We start from the raw sequence: 18,875 nt of genomic DNA on the forward strand, positions 1-18,875 counted from the left end.
TTGGAATCAGCGATGTCGGCGTGCCGAAACGCATGAAGAAGCTGGCAAAGATGTTTTATGGCCGCACGGCGGCCTATGACGATGCCTTGCGCGACGACGATCGCTCGGCGCTTGCGACGGCGCTTGCGCGCAATGTCAGGCCCGATGCCGGCGAATGGGTCGAGGCGCCGCTCCTGGCAAACTATGTGTCCGAGGCATCCCGGCAGCTCGCCGCGCAGCCGACCGAATCGATCGTGGCCGGCACGGTGGCGTTCCCGGTCGCCGGCGCCGCATGAAGGAGGCGGAAATGAAAAACGCCGAACCGAAGAGCCCGGTATCCTTCGTCGCCAACGTCGCGCGCCTGCCGCAGAAGGGCCTGCCCGTCGCGATCGAGGCCGACGAACGGCAGCGCGCTGCGCTTGCGGCCGAACATGGCCTGCTGTCGGTCGAGAACTATCGCGCCGAGCTTGTCGTGGCTCCGTGGAAGCGCAACGGCGTCAAGGTAAGCGGCCGTGTCGAGGCCGACATCACGCAGGCCTGCATCGTTACCCTGGAGTCCGTCGCGGCCCATATTGAGGAGCCGGTCGAGGCGCTGTTCCTGCCTGAGCAATCGAAGCTAGGCCGCGAGGGTTTCGAGGGCGGCGGCGAGATCATCCTGGATGCCGAAGGCCCCGACAGTCCGGAAACCTTTTCCGGCGACACGATCGATGTGGGCGCGCTGGCCGAACAGTTCTTTGGCCTGGCGATCGACCCTTATCCGCGCAAGCCCGGAGCCTCGCTCGATGCATCGGGCGACTCTCAACCCGAGGAAAGCGAATTCCAGCAAAAGCTGCGTTCGCTGCTCGGAAAATCCTGAAAGCGGGCCCGACATTGGAAAAGTTGGTTGTGCGACAGCCCAAAACCGCTATTTTCGCCGAACCTTCGCGAGCCCCTCTTACCTTGGCAAGCGCCGCCGCTGGCCAGGCAAACCGTGAGAAAAACACCGAGTGATCAGGATTTCCATCGATGCCATGGGCGGCGATCACGGACCGAGCGTGGTCATCCCGGCGCTGATGACGGTCGCCATCCGCCGCCCCGACATCCGCTTCGTCATCTATGGCCGTGAGGACGCGGTGCGTCCAGAACTCGCCAAGTTTCCGAAACTGGCCGAGGTCAGCGAATTCATCCATTGCGAGATCGCGGTCAGGATGGACGACAAGCCGAGCCAGGCCCTGCGCCACGGCCGCTGGAAGTCGTCGATGTGGAAGTCGGTCGAGGCGGTCAAGAACGGCGCCGCGCAGGCCTGCATCTCCGCCGGCAACACCGGCGCGCTGATGGCGATGTCGAAATTCTGCCTGCGCACGATGGCCACCATCGATCGCCCGGCAATCGCGGCGCTTTGGCCGACGACGCGCGGTGAAAGCGTGGTGCTGGACGTCGGCGCCACCATTGGCGCGGATGCGCATCAGCTCGTCGATTTCGCCATTCTCGGCACCGGCATGGCGCGTTCCGTCTTTGGCGTCGAGCGGCCGAGCGTCGGCCTGCTCAATGTCGGCGTCGAGGAGATCAAGGGACAGGAAGAGGTCAAGGAAGCCGGGCGCATGCTGCGCGAGGCCAACATGGCCTCGATGAATTATCGCGGCTTCGTCGAGGGCGACGACATCGGCAAGGGCACGGTCGACGTCGTCGTCACCGAGGGCTTTGCCGGTAACATCGCGCTCAAGACAGCCGAAGGTACCGCAAGGCAGATCGCCGGCTATCTGCGCGCGGCGATGAGCCGGACGCTGATGGCCAAGATCGGTTATGTCTTTGCCAAGAGCGCCTTCGACCGGCTACGCGAAAAGATGGATGTCGGCCGCTCCAATGGCGGCGTCTTCCTGGGTTTGAACGGCATCGTGGTCAAGAGCCATGGCGGTGCCGATTCGGACGGCTTCGCGGCGGCGATCGAGCTAGGCTATGACATGGTGCGCAACAATCTGCTTGACCGCATCGAGGCTGATCTCGATCTGTTCCATGCGCGCAACCCGACCGCCCAGGCAAACAGGAAATCCGGCGTCTCCGCCGACGCCGAGGAATAGGACAGAGCCTTGATCAGATCAGTCGTGCGCGGCAATGGTGCCGCGCTGCCCCGCCGCATCATGAAGAATGCCGATTTCGAAGGCATGGTCGAGACCTCGGATGAGTGGATCGTCCAACGCACGGGCATCCGCCAGCGCCATGTGGCGGCCGACGACGAGACGACCGCATCGCTCGGCGAGGCGGCCGCGCGCGCGGCGCTCGACAGCGCGGGCCTGACGCCCGCCGACATCGACCTGATCGTGCTGGCGACCTCGACGCCCAACAACACCTTCCCGGCGACGGCCGTCGAGATACAGAACCGGCTCGGCATGCATCATGGTTTCGCCTTCGACATGCAGGCAGTCTGCTCGGGCTTCGTCTACGCCGTCGCCACAGCCGATCTCTATATCCGCGGCGGTCTGGCGAAGCGGGTGCTGGTGATCGGCTCGGAGACCTTTTCGCGCATCCTCGACTGGAACGACCGCTCCACCTGCGTGCTGTTCGGCGACGGCGCCGGCGCGATTGTGCTGGAGGCTGAGGAGGGGACGGGCGCAATCGCCGATCGCGGCGTGCTGGCGGCTAGCCTCCGCTCCGACGGCGTCCACAAGGACAAGCTCTTCGTCGATGGCGGGCCTTCGACCACCGGGACGGTCGGCCATCTCAGGATGGAAGGCCGGGAGGTTTTCAAGCATGCGGTGGGCATGATCACCGATGTCATCGAGGCCACATTCGGGCAGGCCGGCATCACCGCCGGCGACCTCGACTGGTTCGTGCCGCACCAGGCCAATAAACGAATTATTGACGCTTCCGCCAGGAAGCTCGGGATCGCCGAAGAGAAAGTGGTGGTCACCGTCGATTTACACGGAAACACCTCCGCAGCTTCCGTGCCGCTGGCGCTCTCGGTGGCCGTCGCCGACGGCCGCATCAAGAAGGGCGATCTGGTTCTGCTCGAGGCCATGGGTGGAGGTTTCACCTGGGGCGCCGTGTTGCTTCGCTGGTAAGTGCCGAACTCGCGGGTTCGGTCCTTGACCTTGCCGGATCAATTACTTAGGGTCTGCCTTTACCTGTATCGATTTACGTTTTTGCGAGCTGATGGGACGGTCGCATGGGGGGAAAGACACTTACGCGTGCCGACCTTGCTGAAGCCGTTTACCGGAAGGTCGGCTTGTCGCGGACGGAATCGGCTGAACTCGTCGAAGCAGTGCTGGACGAGATCTGCGAGGCCATCGTGCGTGGCGAGACGGTCAAGCTGTCGTCTTTCGCAACCTTCCATGTCCGTTCCAAGAACGAACGCATCGGCCGCAATCCGAAGACCGGTGAGGAAGTGCCGATCCTGCCGCGCCGGGTGATGACCTTCAAATCGTCGAACGTGCTGAAGAACCGGATCCTGCGCGCCCATCAGAACAGCAAGGTCAAAAGCGCCAAATAGCTTGCCGGCGAATGTGGTTGAAAACCGCTCGCAGCTTTGACGCTGGGCTTGAATGTCATTCCATAAATCGCTGAAATAAGCCGCGATTCGGCATCATGCGCCGATCGCCGTCCAGCGTGAGGATTCGCCCCATGGACAAGAGCCCCGATGCTTTCCGCACCATCAGCGAGGTCGCTGAGGATCTCGACCTGCCGCAGCATGTGCTGCGCTTCTGGGAAACGCGCTTCAACCAGATCAAGCCGATGAAGCGTGGCGGTGGCCGCCGCTACTACCGGCCACAGGATGTCGAGCTGATCAAGGGCATCCGACACATGCTCTACGACCAGGGCTATACGATCAAGGGCGTGCAGAAGCTGCTGCGCGAGAACGGCAACCACTTCCTGGTGGCGATCGGCAACGGCGACATGGCGGCGGTCGAGGCGATCGCGCAGCGCCGGCAGGCCGAGCAGGTGCCGCTCACCTCGGCCGCACAGCCACGGGTTGACGAGGATGCGCTGGTCGGCCAGCCCAGGGTAAAGCCCAGCCGCCGCTTCTTTGGTCTCGGCAAGAGTGACGACGATGGCCCGGTCCAGTCGGACTCCTCGAAATTGTCGCGCGACAACCGGGCTCTGCTGCAGGAAGCGCTGTTCGATCTTTTGGAATGCAAGCGCCTGCTCGATCAGGTTCGCTAAAGCAATTCCAGGGAAGCTCCGCGCCGGCCGACACCGGGCCACAATGGCCGTGCCGCATGCCGGAACTGCCGCCGCGCTGACGCGTTACGCCTTCTCCGCAGAGAAGGACACCCGGCATGGCAACGTTTTCCAACCTTTCCGACCTCGATCTGGACAAGCAGGTCGCCGCGCTTTCGCGCCAGTTGAACGATCTGACGAAGATCTTGGCCAAACGCGGCGACGCCTACTATGAAGACGGCCGGGATGCGGCCTCCGACTACTATTCGCATCTTGCCGATCGTCTCAACGAGGCGTTGCCGGCAATCCGGCGCAGGGGCAGGGCGCTTGAGCGGACGGCGCGCGACCATCCCGCGACCGCCGCTGCCGTCGGGCTCGTCGTGGTCGGGCTGCTTGCCGGGCTGCTGATCAGCAGGCGCTGAGGGTTTCAATGCATGTTGCACAAGATGCGTAGCGCACTTCAGGCCGCGAGGCCGGCCTCGCGCACGGCGAACCAGGCGCGTAGCGCCTCCGCGTAAAGGCGGCCGATGCCGCGGTGCCTGCCTTTCAGATAGGCGGAGCGCTCGAGGCGCCAGTAGGTTTCCAGCCGGTCCGTGATGACCGGGTTGGTCCAGGTGGCGTAGCCGGCCGCGGTGTAGACCACCATTTCACCGATATAGAGCTGGTCGTCGGTGACCAGGAAGTCGACCCTGATATGGTCGAGATCGCCGGCGACACGCCGCGCGATGGCCGCCGCCTGGCGTACATGGTCCACTATCGGCTGACCGATGGTCAGGGCCTGATCTTCGCGCGGATAGTCTGGATCCCGCCCAGGCAGCGGCATGCCGTCGCCGTCGAAGAGGTGCGAGCGGCCGGCCTGCTTGTCCTCCACCCAGATGTGGCAGATGACGCCGCTGCAGACATGAACCTTGATGTCGGTGGCGATAGTCCCGCCGCTGAGCGTCAGCCGTTCCTCGACGAACAGCGTGGGGTTGATCGGCCAGTACGCCCATTCGCCGTCGCGCTTTCCATGGCGTTTGCCGAGCCATCGCCTTGCCTTGCGCACGATCTCGGTCCGATCCGGCCTGCCGTCGGAGACGAAGACGTTCATGGCGCAACCGTGGTTCGCCTTGACCACGGCGCCCGTGGCAAGCAGATCCGACGGGATGTCGTTGGGATCATGCCCCGACCAGAGCGTCGCGGGCATTCGCAGCTCTGGATATGCGGCGCGGATGTAAGCTTTGGCCGCCAGCTTGTCGCTGAACGTCACGAACAGCGGATTGCGGTCGATGATTTTGCGCCAGAGCATCATCTCGTGATAGCGCCGCGGCGCCGCCGGGTTCGGCAGGTAGCCGGTCTTCTTCACGAAGCGGGCCACAAGGCGGATGTGCCGAAGCGTAAGCACAAGCCGCGCCACCGCAAGCACGAAGCGGTGTCTGGCCGCGAGATCGTTGCAGGTTCTTGTCAAGCGCACCCCGGCAGGCGGTTCAGCCACAGCCGAAAAGCGGGCAGGGCGGCGATAACATGATTCACCGAGGGGATGAAGCGACCTGGTCCTGCGCGTCACGCTTGGCGACAAGTAACCATGTGCCTGCGGCAGGGCCGGGAAGCAGACACTTTCGAAGATTGGAAATTCCGATGGGAAGGCCGTTCCGGCTCAACAGGCGAGCGCCGGTCTTCCCATCGGCAGTCGGGAAGGATCAGGCCTTCTTGGGCGCCATCTTCTTGTGGTGGTGGTGATGATGGTGGTGATGGTGGTGATGGTGATGATGGCGGTGATGATGATGCTTCTTCATCGGCGCTGCGTCAGCGCTCGTCGTGCCGAGGATCGGCATGGTGAACGCCAGAGCCAGAGCGAGCCCAAGCGCTGAGAGGAGGGACTTCTTCATGACTTCGTTTCCTTTTTACGCGGGCGTTCCGGGACTCACCGGACCAAATCGGTGACCCAAGCCTCGCGATAGGGACTATCCTCCTGGTTTTTTTCGACATTTTTTCCCAACTGTAGATTTTTGTTTCTGAATTGTTTCTGGGGGCTTCCCTGCCGCGCCGCCGTCCAAGGAGCGCAGGCAGGGCTGTAGCGCCTGGAAGGGCGCTACCTGGGAAATTGTTGTGGTAGTTCTCTTCCGCTTACATCGGCGGAACGACGCCATGGTTTCCGACCACGATCCGGCGCGAGACAAGCTTGCCGGCGCCGTCGCGCTCGGCGGTGACGAACACGGCCATGCCGGGCGTGAGATCCTTGGGCGTCGCGGCGGCGAATGTCACGATCGGCGTCGATTGCGGGATGGCAATCTGCTTCTTCTGGCCGTTGTCATAGGTGAGCGTCACGGTCCGGCCCGCGACTTCGGTCACGTCGGCCACCGTGCCGTTCGTCATCCGGCTGTTGGGTTGCAGATCCCAGGCGCGGTCGCCTTCGCCAGCTCCCTTCAACGCCGCCGGGAAGATCACCACTTCCAGCGCGCCGCTGCCGCCGTCGGCCTTGGCAACCGAGGTGATACCGAGGAAGTCGCCCTGCTTGATGTCGGTCGCCGACGCTTTCGCCACGCCGGAAATCCTCCAGCCGTCGGCGAGGGTGATCATGTCGGTCTTGCCGTCGCGGTCCTTCACCGTCAGCACCGACCCGGCAAGACCAACCACCGTGCCGCGCAGGTGTTCCGTGTTCGCTGCCTGCGCAGCGCCGGTAAGGCCAGAAATCGTGCCGAGCACGATCGCAAATAGCTTCAGGGTCATGACATCTTATCCTTCTTCATGGGCTGGCGCCGCCTGTCGGCACCCAGCCTCGGGAGGGTAACGAAGAGCGGGCATTAAAATGCCGACTGGGCGTGGCGTTCGGGCTTCAAAAGAACTTGATTGAGCGGCCTTCCGTCTTACATGTACGAGGCCCGCGGCCCCCGGTTTCAGGGCCGGTTCACGATGGCGTGAACGACCGCGAAGGCGCCCTTGGCAAATCACCTGTTAACGAGCATTCTCCCGCCCGTCTCAGGCAACGCCACATTTCATCAGACTTGTTTCATCCCAAGGAGTTGCCATGCCCAACACCGTACGAAACCCGGTTTCCAACGACATGATTGCCGCGACCGGCTACAGCGCTCTCAAAGCGATTCGCGAAACGAGGGGATATACGATCGAGGAGCTGTCTCTGACCTGCGGCCTGGCCGTGGGCGAGATCATCGACATCGAGGACGGCAAGGACGCCGATCCCGCCAAGCTTCGGCGCATTGCTTCCGCGCTTCAGGTGCCGGAAGAAGAATTGATCAGAGTGCCGACCGAAGAGAATCGGCCTACGCAACAATAGAGACGCGCCAGAGCGTCCACTTGAAAAGCCCGCTCAGGCATCGCTTGGCGGGCTTTTTCATAACCGGGGTGCAGCCATGCCAGTGGCTGTGGCGTCTTGGCCGCGGCGAGGGTTCATATTGGCGGTGCGGTCGCTGTGTTACGGGAGGCGATACAGGTTCGAGGTTATGATGAGGACAGGGGTGTCATTTGTCCGATAAGGCCAGCGCCAAGACAGGCATCGCGGGGCTTGGCCTTGCAGCCCTCGGCATCGTCTTTGGCGATATCGGGACCAGCCCCCTCTATACGTTCAAGACCGTCCTCGACCTGACCGGGGACAAGCCGGACGCAACGGCCATCATGGGCTCGGTGTCGTTGATCCTCTGGACGCTGATCATCATTACGACCGTCAAATACGTGAATGTCGCCATGCGGGTCGACAATGACGGGGAAGGCGGCATCCTGGCCTTGATGTCGCTGCTCGGCGTCAAGAAACAAAACCGGCCGCTCATCGTCGCTGCGGGCCTGTTCGGCGCGGCGCTCATCTATGGCGACGGCGCGATCACGCCAGCGATTTCGGTCCTCTCCGCTCTCGAGGGTGTCGAGCAGGTGACGCCCAGCCTGACGCCATGGGTGCTCTACGGAGCGGTCTTCATCCTTGTCGCCCTGTTCGCCCTCCAGCCACTGGGGACGGCCCGGATCGGCAGGAGCTTCGGACCGGTCATGCTGGTCTGGTTCGGCGTCATGGCCGCCATGGGCATCTACGGGATACTGCAACATCCGGCCATCGTCGCGGCGATCAATCCCTATTACGGCCTGAAGTATCTTGCTTCCGGCGGCCTGACCGGGTTTCTGGTTCTCGGTGGCGTGTTTCTTTGCGTCACCGGTGCCGAAGCGCTTTACGCGGACATGGGTCATTTCGGCCCCACGCCGATCCGGCTCGCCTGGAACTTCGTGGTGTTTCCGAGCCTGATCCTCAACTATATCGGCCAGGCTGCCATCGTCTTGAACGGCGCGCCGACTGACGGCAACATCTTCTATCGCCTGTGCCCGCCGATGCTGCTGACGCCGCTCATCGTGCTGGCGACCGTCGCGACGATCATTGCCAGCCAGTCCATCATCACGGGTGCGTTTTCCATGACACGCCAGGCCATCCAGCTCGGCTGGATGCCGCGCCTGAACATCAGGCAGACATCGGCCGAGGGTTTCGGCCAGATCTATGTCAGCGCCGTGAACTGGCTGCTGATGATCGCCACCGTCGCGCTCACCATAGGCTTCGGCAAATCCGACAATCTCGCCGCCGCTTATGGCATCGCCGTTTCGATGACCATGCTGATGACTTCGGTCCTGCTGTTCATCGCCATGCGTGAGATCTGGCGGTGGAGCATCGTCGCCGCCGGCGCTCTCGCCGGATTGTTCCTGGTTGTCGACAGCGCGTTCTTCGCCGCCAACATGACCAAGTTCTTCCAGGGCGGTTATGTGCCGCTCGCGATCGCGGTCGCGGTCTACGCGGTCATGTGGATTTGGCATCGCGGCACGAAAGCCATGCACAACAGCGTGCAGGGCACGCTGATTCCCATCGACGAGTTCTTCGCCAAGCTGCAGTCCGGCACGGTGGCTCGTGTGCCGGGCACGGCCGTCTTCCTGACGCTTTCGGCCAAGGGGGTGCCGCCCGTCATGTTCTGGCATGTGCAGCTCAATCGCGCGCTTCAGGAACGCGTGCTCGTGCTGCAGTGGTCGATCCTGTCCGTGCCCAGGGTGGCGGACGCGGATCGCTTCACCATCAATCAGGAAGCTCCCGATTTCTGGCGCGTCGAGGCAAAGTACGGGTTCATGGAAATGCCGGATGTCCCGCGCCTTCTTGCATCCTGCATGGCGGCGGGCTGTCCGATCGATCTTGCCGACATCACCTATTACGTCGGCCGCACCACCATCGTGCCGCGTGAGGATGGCAAGGGCCTGCCGACATGGCAACGGGCGCCATTCGCCGCGATGAGCCGCAACTCGGCGCGGATGAGCGACTATCTGAAGGTGCCGAACGGCCGGCTCGTCGAAATCGGCCGGCAAATCCCGATCTGACGCCGGGCGTTCCGGGCCGCCCGGATCAGTTGATGACCTTGCGATGCTTGCCGGAGAAGTTGGCGTCGCCCCGCTGGTTGATCGACACCCATATGTTGGGATCCTGCTGCGACTGGCGCTTCAGGAAATAATAGCCGGTGGCGTCCCATGAGCGGATGGTGCCGACAAGGTTGTCGAGGATGAAATCCCCTTTGTCGGTCTTGACCGTCAAGATGGCGTGGCCCTCGCCATTAAGGTCATAGACGACCGTCATCAGCAGGGCTTGCCGAGGAAACCCGGCGTCGAGGAGCAGCTTGCGCTTGAACAGCGCGTAAATCTTGCAGTCACCCTTGCCGTCAACCGGATAGTCCCAGTGATCCTGCGTGGTGCCCCAGTGGTCCAGGTTGCTCTCCGGCACGATATAGCCGTTCACAACCCGGTTGACGCGGTCGAGCGTAGCCCACGTCCTTGGCGTGAGCTTGAGGTCCGCGGCGGGAAGCGCACGGACTTCGCATTGGTCGGGACGCCGGCCGCAGAAATCCACCCAGCCATAGGGAATGCTGGTCTTTCCACCGACGGCTACGGACGTCGCCAGGCCCATGGCGGAACTGCGAGGTTGTGTGGCCTCGAAAGCTATGGCGTAGCTGTTGAAGGAAGACGGATAAGCCGGCGTGGCTATTTTGGGGCCAGCGGACCCGGCATTTGGAAGCGAAGCCAGCACGGCGGACGCCAAAAGCAACTCAACAACCCACCGCCGCAACATTACCGTCCCCGCCAGGCGCCACGCTTGTTCTGACGTGAGCTAAGGCGAAAACGACAATCGCCGTCAATTAAATGTTTAATAAAAGGTTAACAGCGAGCCGCCTCCAGCCCGCTAATTGCGCGGAATCAGGCTGAAAGGACTCCTGCCGCGCTGCCATCATTTTTAGTTGATCGTCGCATTTGGGTGAACGGCCGGCTTGGGACCGGCAAATCGCCTCGAGCGAAATCCCTGACGAGCAGGTCGCGACGTTCAGCGCTAAGCGGGTCCTAGCGCGAGGTCTCATGGCATTGGGCCGGCGTGAATCTGGCTCTTGCTGACAGCTGGAAAGCCATGCGCCAATCCAAGTGGCCGTCGCGCGATTCGCGGAAGCCAGCCCTGAAAGCCTGACGGAGTTGCCATGAGCTTGGAGTCTGTTCGCTCCTTCTTCGCCGAACATGCGCCGGATATCGAGGTTCTCGTCACCGAGGCGAGCTCGGCGACGGTCGCGCTGGCCGCGGAAGCGCATGGCGTGATGCCAGCGCAGATCGCCAAGACCATCTGCCTGCGCGTGGGGGATGAAACGATGCTGGTCGTGACCAGCGGTACCGCGAGGCTCGACAACCGCAAGTTCAAGGACACCCTTGGCGGCAAGCCGCGCATGCTCGACGCAGAGCAGGTACTGGCGGCAACCAGCCATCCGCCTGGCGGTGTGTGTCCGTTCGGCCTGCCGTCGCCGCTGCCGGTCTATTGCGACGAGTCGCTGCGCGCCTTCGACGAAGTGGTGCCCGCGGCCGGAGCGACGAATGCCGCGGTGCGCATCACGCCCCAGCGCATGGCCGATCTCGTCGGCGCCCGATGGGTGGATGTGTGCCAGTAGCGAGCAGGAAGCGTTCCGTGACGTGAGGGTTTCCGGAGCAGGCGGCAAATGGACCTGATGATCGTGATATTCGGAGGAGCGATCGCGCTTCTTGCCCTGAGCTTCGTGGTCAGCGTCATCAACTCGATCAGTATGCCATCCGATTCCTTCTCCGGCCGCGCCTTTCTGAAAAGGGCGGCGAAGCGGCAAGGGGTCGAATTGTCCCGCATACCCGGCAGCGTCTGGCGCGAGATCGTCGAAGCCAAGCTCGCAACGGCCAGGCAACTGGCTGCCACCAGCAACAACCCAGCAAACATGAACATCCGCCTCATCCTTGCCCGCGAATTGCGTCGAGAGGCTGAGGCAATCGAAAGGATCATGTCGAATGCGCCGCGCCGGCCGGAAGATGATCTGACGCGCGAAATTCTTTTGCGCAACGGTGTTGTCGGTGCCGATCGGTGACTGCGCTCCCTTCCTTAGTCGTGAACATTTCTTGCAGCCTGAATAGACACAGGTGTCCATTCAGGCTAGGTTCCGCGCCGCGCGAAGGTTGACGGCCTTCGTCTATCTGCTGCGGAATGGAACGGACTATGGACTTTCAAGGGCAGGGCGCGTCGGTGCGTCCCGGTCGCGTGAATGAAGCGGGCTTGAGCGCATGACCAGGCACTACTCCGCGTTTTCGCTCTTCAAGGAAGGTCTCGCCGGCCAGACCGGCTGGGACAAGGCCTGGCGCTCGCCGGAGCCGAAGCCGCGCTACGACGCCATCATCATCGGCGGCGGCGGCCACGGTCTCGCCACGGCCTACTACCTGGCCAAGAATCATGGCGTCACCAACGTCGCGCTGCTGGAGAAGGGCTGGATCGGCGGCGGCAACACCGGCCGCAACACCACCGTGGTGCGCTCCAATTACTTCTACCCGGAAAGCGCGGCGATCTACGGGCTGGCACACAGTCTCTACAAGTCGCTGTCGACCGACCTGAACTACAATGTGATGTTTTCCGCGCGCGGCATCCTCACGCTCGCGCACAGCGAAGCAGGAATGGAAACCGCCGCCAGGTCCGTCAACGCCATCCAGGTCAACGGCATCGACTGCGAGCTGTTCTCGGTCGAGGATGTGCGCCGCGTCGTGCCGATCTACAATTTCAGTCCGGGCACGCGCTTCCCCGTCTATGGTGGCACCTGGCAGCCAAGCGGCGGTACCGCCCGTCATGACGCTGTCGCCTGGGGCTACGCGCGCGCGGCGAGCCGTCTCGGCGTCGACATCATCCAGAATTGCGAGATATCCGATTTCATCATCGAAGACGGACGCTGCCGCGGCGTCGTGACTTCGCGCGGCTCGATCCGAGCCGACCGCACGGGCATGGCCGTGGCCGGCCATTCGTCGGTGCTGGCGGCGAAGGCGGGTTTCCGGCTGCCGGTCAATTCCTACGCGCTGCAGGCCTGCGTGTCCGAGCCGGTCAAGCCGATTATCGATACGGTGGTGATCTCGCCGGACACCGGCGTCTATGTCAGCCAGTCCGACAAGGGCGAGTTGGTGATCGGCGGCGCGCTCGACCGCATCCCGTCCTACGGCCAGCGCGGCAACCTGCCTGTGCTGGAGGGCGTGATTGCCGGCATGCTCGAAATGTACCCGATCTTCGGTCAGTTGAAGATGATGCGGCAATGGGCGGGCATCGTGGACGTGGTCCCGGATTCCTCGCCCATCATCGGCGAATCTCCGCTGCCCGGCCTTTTCCTCAACTGCGGCTGGGGCACGGGCGGCTTCAAAGCGATTCCCGCGGGCGGCACGCTGCTTGCCCATCTGCTTGCCACCGGCAGGCACCACGACATCAGCCGGCCCTTCGATCTCGACCGCTTCGCCCGCGGTCGCCTGATCGACGAGGCCGCCGGCTCCGGCATTGCCCATTGAAGGTATAGAAGAAGATGCAGCTCTTTCCCTGTCCGTTCTGCGGGCCGCGCGAAGAAAGCGAATTTCACTATGGCGGCGAGGCCGGAAATCTCCGGCCTGACGGCAGCGATGTGACCGCCGATCGCTGGGCCGGCTACCTTCACATGCGTGATAATCCGAAAGGACCCACCCGTGAGATCTGGGTGCATCTCACCTGTGGCGAGTTCTTCGCGATGAGCCGCGACAGCGTCAATCACAAGGTGTCGGGCTCTTCCGTGCTCGGCGAAGCGGAGCACGGCGCATGAGCGCCTCCCGTCTTGGCACCGGCGGAAGCGACATCGATCGCAGCCGACCTCTGAGCTTCACCTTCGACGGCAAGCGCGTCGAAGGCTTTGCCGGCGATACGATCGCCTCCGCGTTGCTCGCCAGCGGCCATGCGGTCGTCGGGCGCAGCTTCAAATATCATCGGCCGCGCGGCATCTGGGGTTCCGGTGTCGAGGAGCCCAACGCGCTGGTCGATGTCGAGAGCGCCGGCGGCCGCGTGCCGAATGCGCGCGCGACGACGGTGCGGGCGTCGGACGGCATCAGGGTCAAGAGCGTCAACGCGTCGCCGACGGCCGAGGCCGACCGCAACGCGGTGCTGGATCGCTTCGCCCGCTTCCTGCCTGCCGCGTTCTACTACAAGACCTTCATGTGGCCGGACTGGCACCTGTTCGAGCCGCGCATCCGCGCCATGGCCGGACTTGGCATCGTCGACCCCGACTGGCAGCCACGCCAGGTCTCGGACCAGATCAATCATCACTGCGACGTCCTAGTCGTCGGCGCCGGGCCGGCTGGACTTGCCGCGGCGGCCAGCGCAGCGGCGGCCGGCCATTCGGTTGTCCTGGTCGACGACAGGATGCATCCCGGTGGGTCGCTGCGCCATCGCACCGGCGAAATCGACGGCGTCGAGGGCAGGGCATGGGTCGAGGCGACATTTGCCAGGCTGAAAGATGGCGGCCAGCTGGTGCTGAGCGACACGACCGCCTTTGGCCTCTACGATCACAATCTGGTAGGGCTCAACCAGCGGCACGCCGACGGTCGGCCCGACACACTGTGGCGCGTGCGGCCGCGCCGTATCGTGCTGGCGACGGGCGCGATCGAACGGCCCGCGCCGTTCGCCAACAATGATCTTCCGGGAATCCTGTCCGCCGACGCCGCGCTCGCCTATCTGCGCCGGCACGGGGTTCTTGTCGGCCGGGACATCGTGGTAGCGACCAACAACGACAGCGCCTATGAGTCTGCCTCGGCGCTCGCCGCGGCCGGCGCGTCCGTGACGATGGTCGATTGCCGGCGCGACGGCGGCGCGCAAGGGAAAACCAGGATCCGGGTCCTAGCCGGGCGCACGGTGGTCGCGGCGCGCGGGCGCAATGCGGTCGGGGGTGTGCTGCTCGACGACGGCGCGACGCTAGCGGCCGATTGCGTTCTCGTCTCTGGCGGCTGGACACCGACCGTCCACCTGTTCTCGCAGGCGAAAGGCAAGCTCGCCTGGAATGATCAGCTGGCGGCTTTCATTCCCGGTGAAGTCATCGACGGGATCGGCGTTGCCGGCGCTGTGGCAGGCACGGTCTCCCTTTCGGACGCCCTGGCTGGCGGCGCAGCAGCCGTCGGGGCGTTCGGCTCATCGTCGCCTGCGCCTCACGGCACGGGAGTGGAAGCAACGCTGGGCGTCGTCAGCCAGTGGCCGAAGCCCAAGGCCAAGGGCCGTGTCTGGATCGACTACCAGAGCGACGTCACCGCCAAGGACGTCGAGCTTGCGGCGCGGGAGAATTTCATCTCCGTCGAGCATCTGAAGCGCTACACCACGCTCGGCATGGCGACCGACCAGGGCAAGACCTCGAACCTGAACGGCCTGGCGCTGCTGGCTGATATCACCGGGCGCGGCATTCCCGAGGTCGGCACCACTACCTATCGGCCGCCATTCACGCCTGTGCCTTTCGCAAGCCTCGCCGGGTCGCGCCGGGGCAGCATGCACGCCCCGGTCCGCCGCCTGCCGCTGGAGGCAGACCACCGCGCCGCCGGCGGGGTGTTCCAGGAATATGGCGGTTGGCTGAGGCCCGCCTATTACGGAGGCGGCGAAGCTGGCGCCTCGATCCAGGAGGAAGCGCGGCGAGCCCGCCAGTCTGTCGCGCTCTTCGACGGCTCGACGCTCGGCAAGATCGAGGTGGTCGGCCCGCGCGCCGCCGAGTTCGTCGACTTCATCTATTACAACACCATGTCGACCCTGAAGCCCGGCCATTGCCGCTACGGCTTCATGTTGTCGGAAAATGGCGTGGTCTTCGATGACGGCGTCCTGGTCCGCCTGGACGAGCATCGCTTCATCGTCTCCTGCTCGTCGTCGCATGTCGCCGCGGTCCACGCGCGCCTCGAGGAATGGCGGCAGGACCGCTTTGGCCGCGATGCGGTCTACATCCACAACGCCACCGCGCACTACGCGACTTTGACCGTTTCGGGTCCGAATGCGCGCCAGGTCGTGGAAGCGCTCGATCTGGGCGCGGCACTTGACGATGCCAGCCTGCCGCATATGGCCGTCTCCGCCGGCCGTTTCGCCGGCGACGAAGTGCGCATCGCCAGGGTCTCCTTCACCGGCGACCGCAGCTACGAGATTTCCATCCGCGCCGATCGGGCTCAGGCGTTGTGGGCCAGGATGCAGCAGGAGGGTCGCACCTTCGACGCCGTGCTGCTCGGGCTGGAATCCCTGATGATCCTGCGCGCCGAGAAGGGATACATCGTCATCGGCAAGGACACCGATGGCACCACCATGCCGCATGATCTGGGCGTCGCGGGACCACGCACCAAGCGGGCCAATGAGTTCGTCGGCAAGCGCTCGCTCTTCACGGAAGCGGCAAACGGCACGAACCGCAATCAGCTCGTGGGCCTCGCAGTGCGCGAAGGCGAGGCGCCGCTGGCGACTGGCGCGCATGGCGTGGAGAAAAGCGGCGGTCGGCTCCGAAGCGTCGGTTTCGTCACCTCGAGCTACCAGAGCCCGGCCATGGGACGCCCGGTGGCCCTGGCGCTCATCGAACGCGGCGCGGCGCGACACGGCGAGACGATCGACGTTCAGCATCTCGGAGTAGTGCGGCAGGCGACCATCGTCGCACCTTGCGCCTTCGATCCGGAAGGGAGCCGCCTGCATGCGTAACCTTGCCGAAAAATGGCCGGCGGCGCCCGACTTCGCCACCGCTGTACTGAACAAGAATGGCGTGACCGTGCGAACGCTTGGCGGGCTCAACCAGCTTCTGGTCAGCGGCGACCTCGCGGCCTGGTCGAAGGCTTCGGGTCTCGCAGGCGAAGGCGTCGGGGCAGGCGCGGTGGTCGGCGGCGACAGATACACGGTGCGGATCGCGCGCGACCGCCTTCTTGCGGTGGGAGGGCAGCCGTTGCCCATCGTGGCCGGCTGGCACGCGGACGGTTTCGCGGTCACGGTCATGGATGCCGGCCTGCATGTGTTCGAGATCGAGGGGCCGGACCTGGACCGCCTCATCGCCAGGGGCACGGCACTCGACCCGGGACATACAAGTCGCTCGGCTTCGATCCTTTTCGCCGGCGTCAGCGTCCTTTTCTACCGCTTCGGCAACCCCAATCGGGCGCGCCTCCACATCGACCGGGGCCTCGCGCCGTATCTTTGGGAATGGCTCGAACAGGCGCAAGTATTGTAGCGGGACGGTTTCAGGTCTATCTAGCCGGCGTTCAATCTTGGCCGGCTCGCTATGCTCTCCGATTCCAGTGCTGATGAAGTCGTGCGGCGGTCCGGTCTGATCGGCAATACCAAGGTGACGCGCGAGGACTGGATGAACCTCGCGCTGGAGACGTTGATCTCCGAGGGCGTGGAATCCGTGCGCGTCCTCGCGCTCGGGCAGAAGCTGAACGTCTCCCGTTCCAGCTTCTATTGGTACTTCAGGAGCCGCCAGGATCTGCTCGACCAGCTGCTGAACTATTGGCGCAACAATAACACCCGCTTCATCGTCGAGCAGGCCGGCAGGCCCGCCGCGTCGATCACGCAGGCGGTGCTCAACGTCTTCGAATGCTGGCTGAACGAATCGCTGTTCAACCCGCGGCTGGATTTCGCCGTGCGTGCCTGGTCGCGCCAGTCCACAAAGGTGCATCGGGTCGTCAACGAGGAGGACGACACGCGGGTCGACGCCATCCGGGCGATGTTTTCGCGGCACGGTTATAACGACACGGAAGCGTTCGTGCGGGCCCGCGTGCTCTACTTCACGCAGATCGGCTACTACTCGCTCGAGATCGTCGAGCCGGTGAGCAACCGGCTTTTCCTGACGCCTGCCTACCTGCTCACGCACACGGGCGAAGAGCCTCGTGAGGGAGAGGTCGAGGCCTTCGCCGAGAAGATGCTTTCGCGAACCCGCAATTGAGCAGGGGCTCCCGACGCCTCGTCAGTTAAGGTCGCGCGGAAATTCCTTGACCTCTTGGCGATCGATCACGACTTCGTCGCCCGAATGCGCGATGAGATGCGTTTCCATGCGCCAGACATCGCGCAGCGCCCGCACGGTCGCGGAAACGGAAACGCGGGCGTTCCAGTCGCCCCGTGCATAGGATTTGTCCCAGGTCACGGTTCCGCGCGCCGAGTTCGGGTCGTCCGGATGGACGCTGAAGACTTCGGTCTGCCTGGCCGAGAGAGTGATGCCGGTATGCGGGTGGCGCACCGTGCCGCCGTCGATGACGACGGTGTAGGTGGCCTCGCCGGTGATCTGGTTGGTCGTCACCTCGCGCCGGAAAGGCTCGCCGGCCTTGAGCATCTCCTGCGCCATTGGCGTGGCGCTCTCCGGACCTTCGAACGCCGCAAGCGTCTCATCGAGCGCTTGCGACTTGCGCACCGGCAGGATCAGCCGGCTGCCGGCACAATGGATCGACAGCGTCGCATTCTCCGGGCCAGGGAAGACGATCGGCCAATGACCCGTGGCGATGGCGAGCCGGATGCGCTGGCCCTTCTCGAAACGCTGGCCGCAGCAGCGCAACTTGAAGCGCACCGTTTCGGCCTTGCCCGGTATCATCGGCTTCAGGTCGAGATCGTCGTGCCGGTGGGTGAGGTTGAGGATGCCGTAGCTGACGCGAGAAGCCGCACCGTCTTCCTGAACGAGTGAGAGCGTCGCGGAGACCAGCGCAACAGGCTTGTCCGAGGCGAGCTTCACCTCGAATTCCGGGAAGCCGAGGATTTCCACGGCTTCTTCCAGCGGCTTCGTCTCGAAGATCAGTGCGTTGCCGGCTTCCATGCGCTGGTCGACCGGCAGCGTCGGCAGGACGCCATAGCCGCACCAGGCGCCCGACGACAGGCCGGCGGTTGATGGCGAACGGATGGTCAGCACGTCGTTGCTGCCACCGCCCTCGGCAAGCTTGCCGGGCGAGAGCGTGAGTGTATGTTCGCCGACGCCGGGACCCGGCCAGGACGGTTCCGCCACCCAACGGCCCGGGCGTTCGTCATAGATGGCGGCGGGCGCCGCCGGGTCCTGAATCCAGGCGCGCAGCATGGGTTCGTCGGCGATGCCTGTGTCGATGCCCTTGAGATACTGGTCCCACCAGCGCAGGCATTCCTGCAGGAAGCCCATGCGCGGCCCCGGCATGGCGAAGTGCGGGTATTTGTGGCCCCAGGGACCGATCAGGCCCTTGCGGATGCCGGGCAGCTTTTTGAGCATGCGGAAGATCGGGTTCGGGTAGCCGTCGGCCCAACCGCCGACCGCGTAGACCGGAATCTCGACATCGGAGTAATCCTCGCAGATCGAGCCGTGCTTGTAGAAGTCGTCGCGGCGCTGATGCTCGAACCAGTCCTGCATCCAGATGCCGTTGCCTTTGAGGCGACCTTCCCACAGCTCGCGCCAGCGCTCGCCAACGATCAGCGGATCGGGCGGCGTCATGGCGATCGCCCAGGCGGTGGTGCCCCAGATCAGGTTGTCGCACATCTGCGCGCCGCC

The 18,875-nt window shown here is 64.1% G+C and carries 21 protein-coding genes; 16 read left to right on the forward strand and 5 right to left on the reverse strand.

Annotated elements, in window-relative coordinates; all coding sequences use genetic code 11:
* The 7 genes from Q0L57_RS22595 to Q0L57_RS22625 all read left to right on the forward strand — a co-directional run.
* Positions 1 to 275 (forward strand): ubiquinol-cytochrome C chaperone family protein (locus Q0L57_RS22595; protein WP_296745263.1); only part of this gene is annotated, 275 nt, incomplete at its 5' end.
* A gap of 11 nt (positions 276 to 286) precedes the next feature.
* A complete protein-coding gene (locus Q0L57_RS22600) occupies positions 287 to 835 on the forward strand; it encodes a YceD family protein (RefSeq protein ID WP_296745264.1) in 549 nt (182 codons plus the stop codon).
* Positions 836 to 965: 130 nt separating this feature from the next.
* Entirely contained in the window at positions 966 to 2,036 is a 1,071-nt protein-coding gene (plsX, locus tag Q0L57_RS22605) for a phosphate acyltransferase PlsX (RefSeq protein ID WP_296745265.1), read from the forward strand.
* Between the two features lie 9 nt (positions 2,037 to 2,045).
* On the forward strand, positions 2,046 to 3,017 hold the full coding sequence (locus Q0L57_RS22610; RefSeq protein ID WP_296745266.1) for a beta-ketoacyl-ACP synthase III: 972 nt from the start codon (positions 2,046 to 2,048) through the stop codon (positions 3,015 to 3,017).
* A 104-nt stretch (positions 3,018 to 3,121) separates the two neighbouring features.
* The gene (locus tag Q0L57_RS22615; protein WP_296745267.1) at positions 3,122 to 3,445 is read left to right on the forward strand and encodes an integration host factor subunit alpha; all 324 of its coding nucleotides are present in this window, start codon (positions 3,122 to 3,124) and stop codon (positions 3,443 to 3,445) included.
* Between the two features lie 131 nt (positions 3,446 to 3,576).
* Positions 3,577 to 4,116 (forward strand): MerR family transcriptional regulator, encoded by a 540-nt coding sequence (locus tag Q0L57_RS22620; RefSeq protein WP_296745268.1) that lies wholly within the window; start codon positions 3,577 to 3,579, stop codon positions 4,114 to 4,116.
* Between the two features lie 116 nt (positions 4,117 to 4,232).
* Positions 4,233 to 4,535 (forward strand): hypothetical protein, encoded by a 303-nt coding sequence (locus Q0L57_RS22625; RefSeq protein ID WP_296745269.1) that lies wholly within the window; start codon positions 4,233 to 4,235, stop codon positions 4,533 to 4,535.
* A gap of 38 nt (positions 4,536 to 4,573) precedes the next feature.
* Here the strand turns inward: Q0L57_RS22625 and Q0L57_RS22630 are convergent, their stop codons facing one another.
* The 3 genes from Q0L57_RS22630 to Q0L57_RS22640 all read right to left on the reverse strand — a co-directional run bounded on the left by Q0L57_RS22630 (position 4,574) and on the right by Q0L57_RS22640 (position 6,822).
* Positions 4,574 to 5,560, reverse strand: a complete 987-nt coding sequence (locus Q0L57_RS22630; protein WP_296745270.1) for an ATP-grasp fold amidoligase family protein — start codon at positions 5,558 to 5,560, stop codon at positions 4,574 to 4,576.
* A gap of 232 nt (positions 5,561 to 5,792) precedes the next feature.
* Positions 5,793 to 5,981, reverse strand: coding sequence for a hypothetical protein (locus tag Q0L57_RS22635; RefSeq protein WP_296745271.1), 189 nt, complete (start codon positions 5,979 to 5,981; stop codon positions 5,793 to 5,795).
* A 238-nt stretch (positions 5,982 to 6,219) separates the two neighbouring features.
* Positions 6,220 to 6,822, reverse strand: a complete 603-nt coding sequence (locus Q0L57_RS22640) for a hypothetical protein (RefSeq protein ID WP_296745272.1) — start codon at positions 6,820 to 6,822, stop codon at positions 6,220 to 6,222.
* A gap of 334 nt (positions 6,823 to 7,156) precedes the next feature.
* Between Q0L57_RS22640 and Q0L57_RS22645 the strand changes: the two genes are divergently transcribed.
* The gene (locus Q0L57_RS22645; RefSeq protein WP_296745273.1) at positions 7,157 to 7,387 is read left to right on the forward strand and encodes a helix-turn-helix transcriptional regulator; all 231 of its coding nucleotides are present in this window, start codon (positions 7,157 to 7,159) and stop codon (positions 7,385 to 7,387) included.
* 188 nt (positions 7,388 to 7,575) lie between these two features.
* Positions 7,576 to 9,444 carry a potassium transporter Kup gene (locus Q0L57_RS22650; RefSeq protein ID WP_296745274.1) on the forward strand — a complete coding sequence of 623 codons (1,869 nt, stop codon included), beginning with the start codon at positions 7,576 to 7,578 and terminating at the stop codon, positions 9,442 to 9,444.
* 25 nt (positions 9,445 to 9,469) lie between these two features.
* Here Q0L57_RS22650 and Q0L57_RS22655 read toward each other — a convergent pair whose 3' ends face one another.
* Positions 9,470 to 10,024 carry a transglutaminase-like cysteine peptidase gene (locus Q0L57_RS22655; protein WP_296745275.1) on the reverse strand — a complete coding sequence of 185 codons (555 nt, stop codon included), beginning with the start codon at positions 10,022 to 10,024 and terminating at the stop codon, positions 9,470 to 9,472.
* A gap of 559 nt (positions 10,025 to 10,583) precedes the next feature.
* Here Q0L57_RS22655 and Q0L57_RS22660 point away from each other — a divergent pair.
* The 7 genes from Q0L57_RS22660 (at position 10,584) to Q0L57_RS22690 (ending at position 17,321) form a co-directional block, all read left to right on the forward strand.
* Positions 10,584 to 11,042, forward strand: a complete 459-nt coding sequence (locus Q0L57_RS22660) for a YbaK/EbsC family protein (protein ID WP_296745276.1) — start codon at positions 10,584 to 10,586, stop codon at positions 11,040 to 11,042.
* Between the two features lie 48 nt (positions 11,043 to 11,090).
* On the forward strand, positions 11,091 to 11,483 hold the full coding sequence (locus Q0L57_RS22665) for a hypothetical protein (protein ID WP_296745277.1): 393 nt from the start codon (positions 11,091 to 11,093) through the stop codon (positions 11,481 to 11,483).
* A 193-nt stretch (positions 11,484 to 11,676) separates the two neighbouring features.
* A complete protein-coding gene (locus Q0L57_RS22670) occupies positions 11,677 to 12,930 on the forward strand; it encodes a sarcosine oxidase subunit beta family protein (RefSeq protein ID WP_296745278.1) in 1,254 nt (417 codons plus the stop codon).
* Between the two features lie 14 nt (positions 12,931 to 12,944).
* Positions 12,945 to 13,214 (forward strand): sarcosine oxidase subunit delta, encoded by a 270-nt coding sequence (locus tag Q0L57_RS22675; protein WP_296745279.1) that lies wholly within the window; start codon positions 12,945 to 12,947, stop codon positions 13,212 to 13,214.
* On the forward strand, positions 13,211 to 16,090 hold the full coding sequence (locus Q0L57_RS22680; RefSeq protein WP_296745280.1) for a sarcosine oxidase subunit alpha family protein: 2,880 nt from the start codon (positions 13,211 to 13,213) through the stop codon (positions 16,088 to 16,090). Before Q0L57_RS22675 ends, Q0L57_RS22680 begins: the two co-directional genes overlap by 4 nt.
* Positions 16,083 to 16,607 carry a hypothetical protein gene (locus tag Q0L57_RS22685; protein ID WP_296745281.1) on the forward strand — a complete coding sequence of 175 codons (525 nt, stop codon included), beginning with the start codon at positions 16,083 to 16,085 and terminating at the stop codon, positions 16,605 to 16,607. Before Q0L57_RS22680 ends, Q0L57_RS22685 begins: the two co-directional genes overlap by 8 nt.
* A 114-nt stretch (positions 16,608 to 16,721) precedes the next feature.
* Positions 16,722 to 17,321 (forward strand): TetR/AcrR family transcriptional regulator, encoded by a 600-nt coding sequence (locus Q0L57_RS22690; RefSeq protein ID WP_366940942.1) that lies wholly within the window; start codon positions 16,722 to 16,724, stop codon positions 17,319 to 17,321.
* Positions 17,322 to 17,342: 21 nt separating this feature from the next.
* Here Q0L57_RS22690 and Q0L57_RS22695 read toward each other — a convergent pair.
* On the reverse strand, positions 17,343 to 18,875 hold a 1,533-nt coding region (locus tag Q0L57_RS22695), incomplete at its 5' end, for a CocE/NonD family hydrolase (RefSeq protein WP_296745283.1).

This window comes from Mesorhizobium sp., assembly GCF_024509055.1.
Lineage (GTDB): Bacteria > Pseudomonadota > Alphaproteobacteria > Rhizobiales > Rhizobiaceae > Mesorhizobium.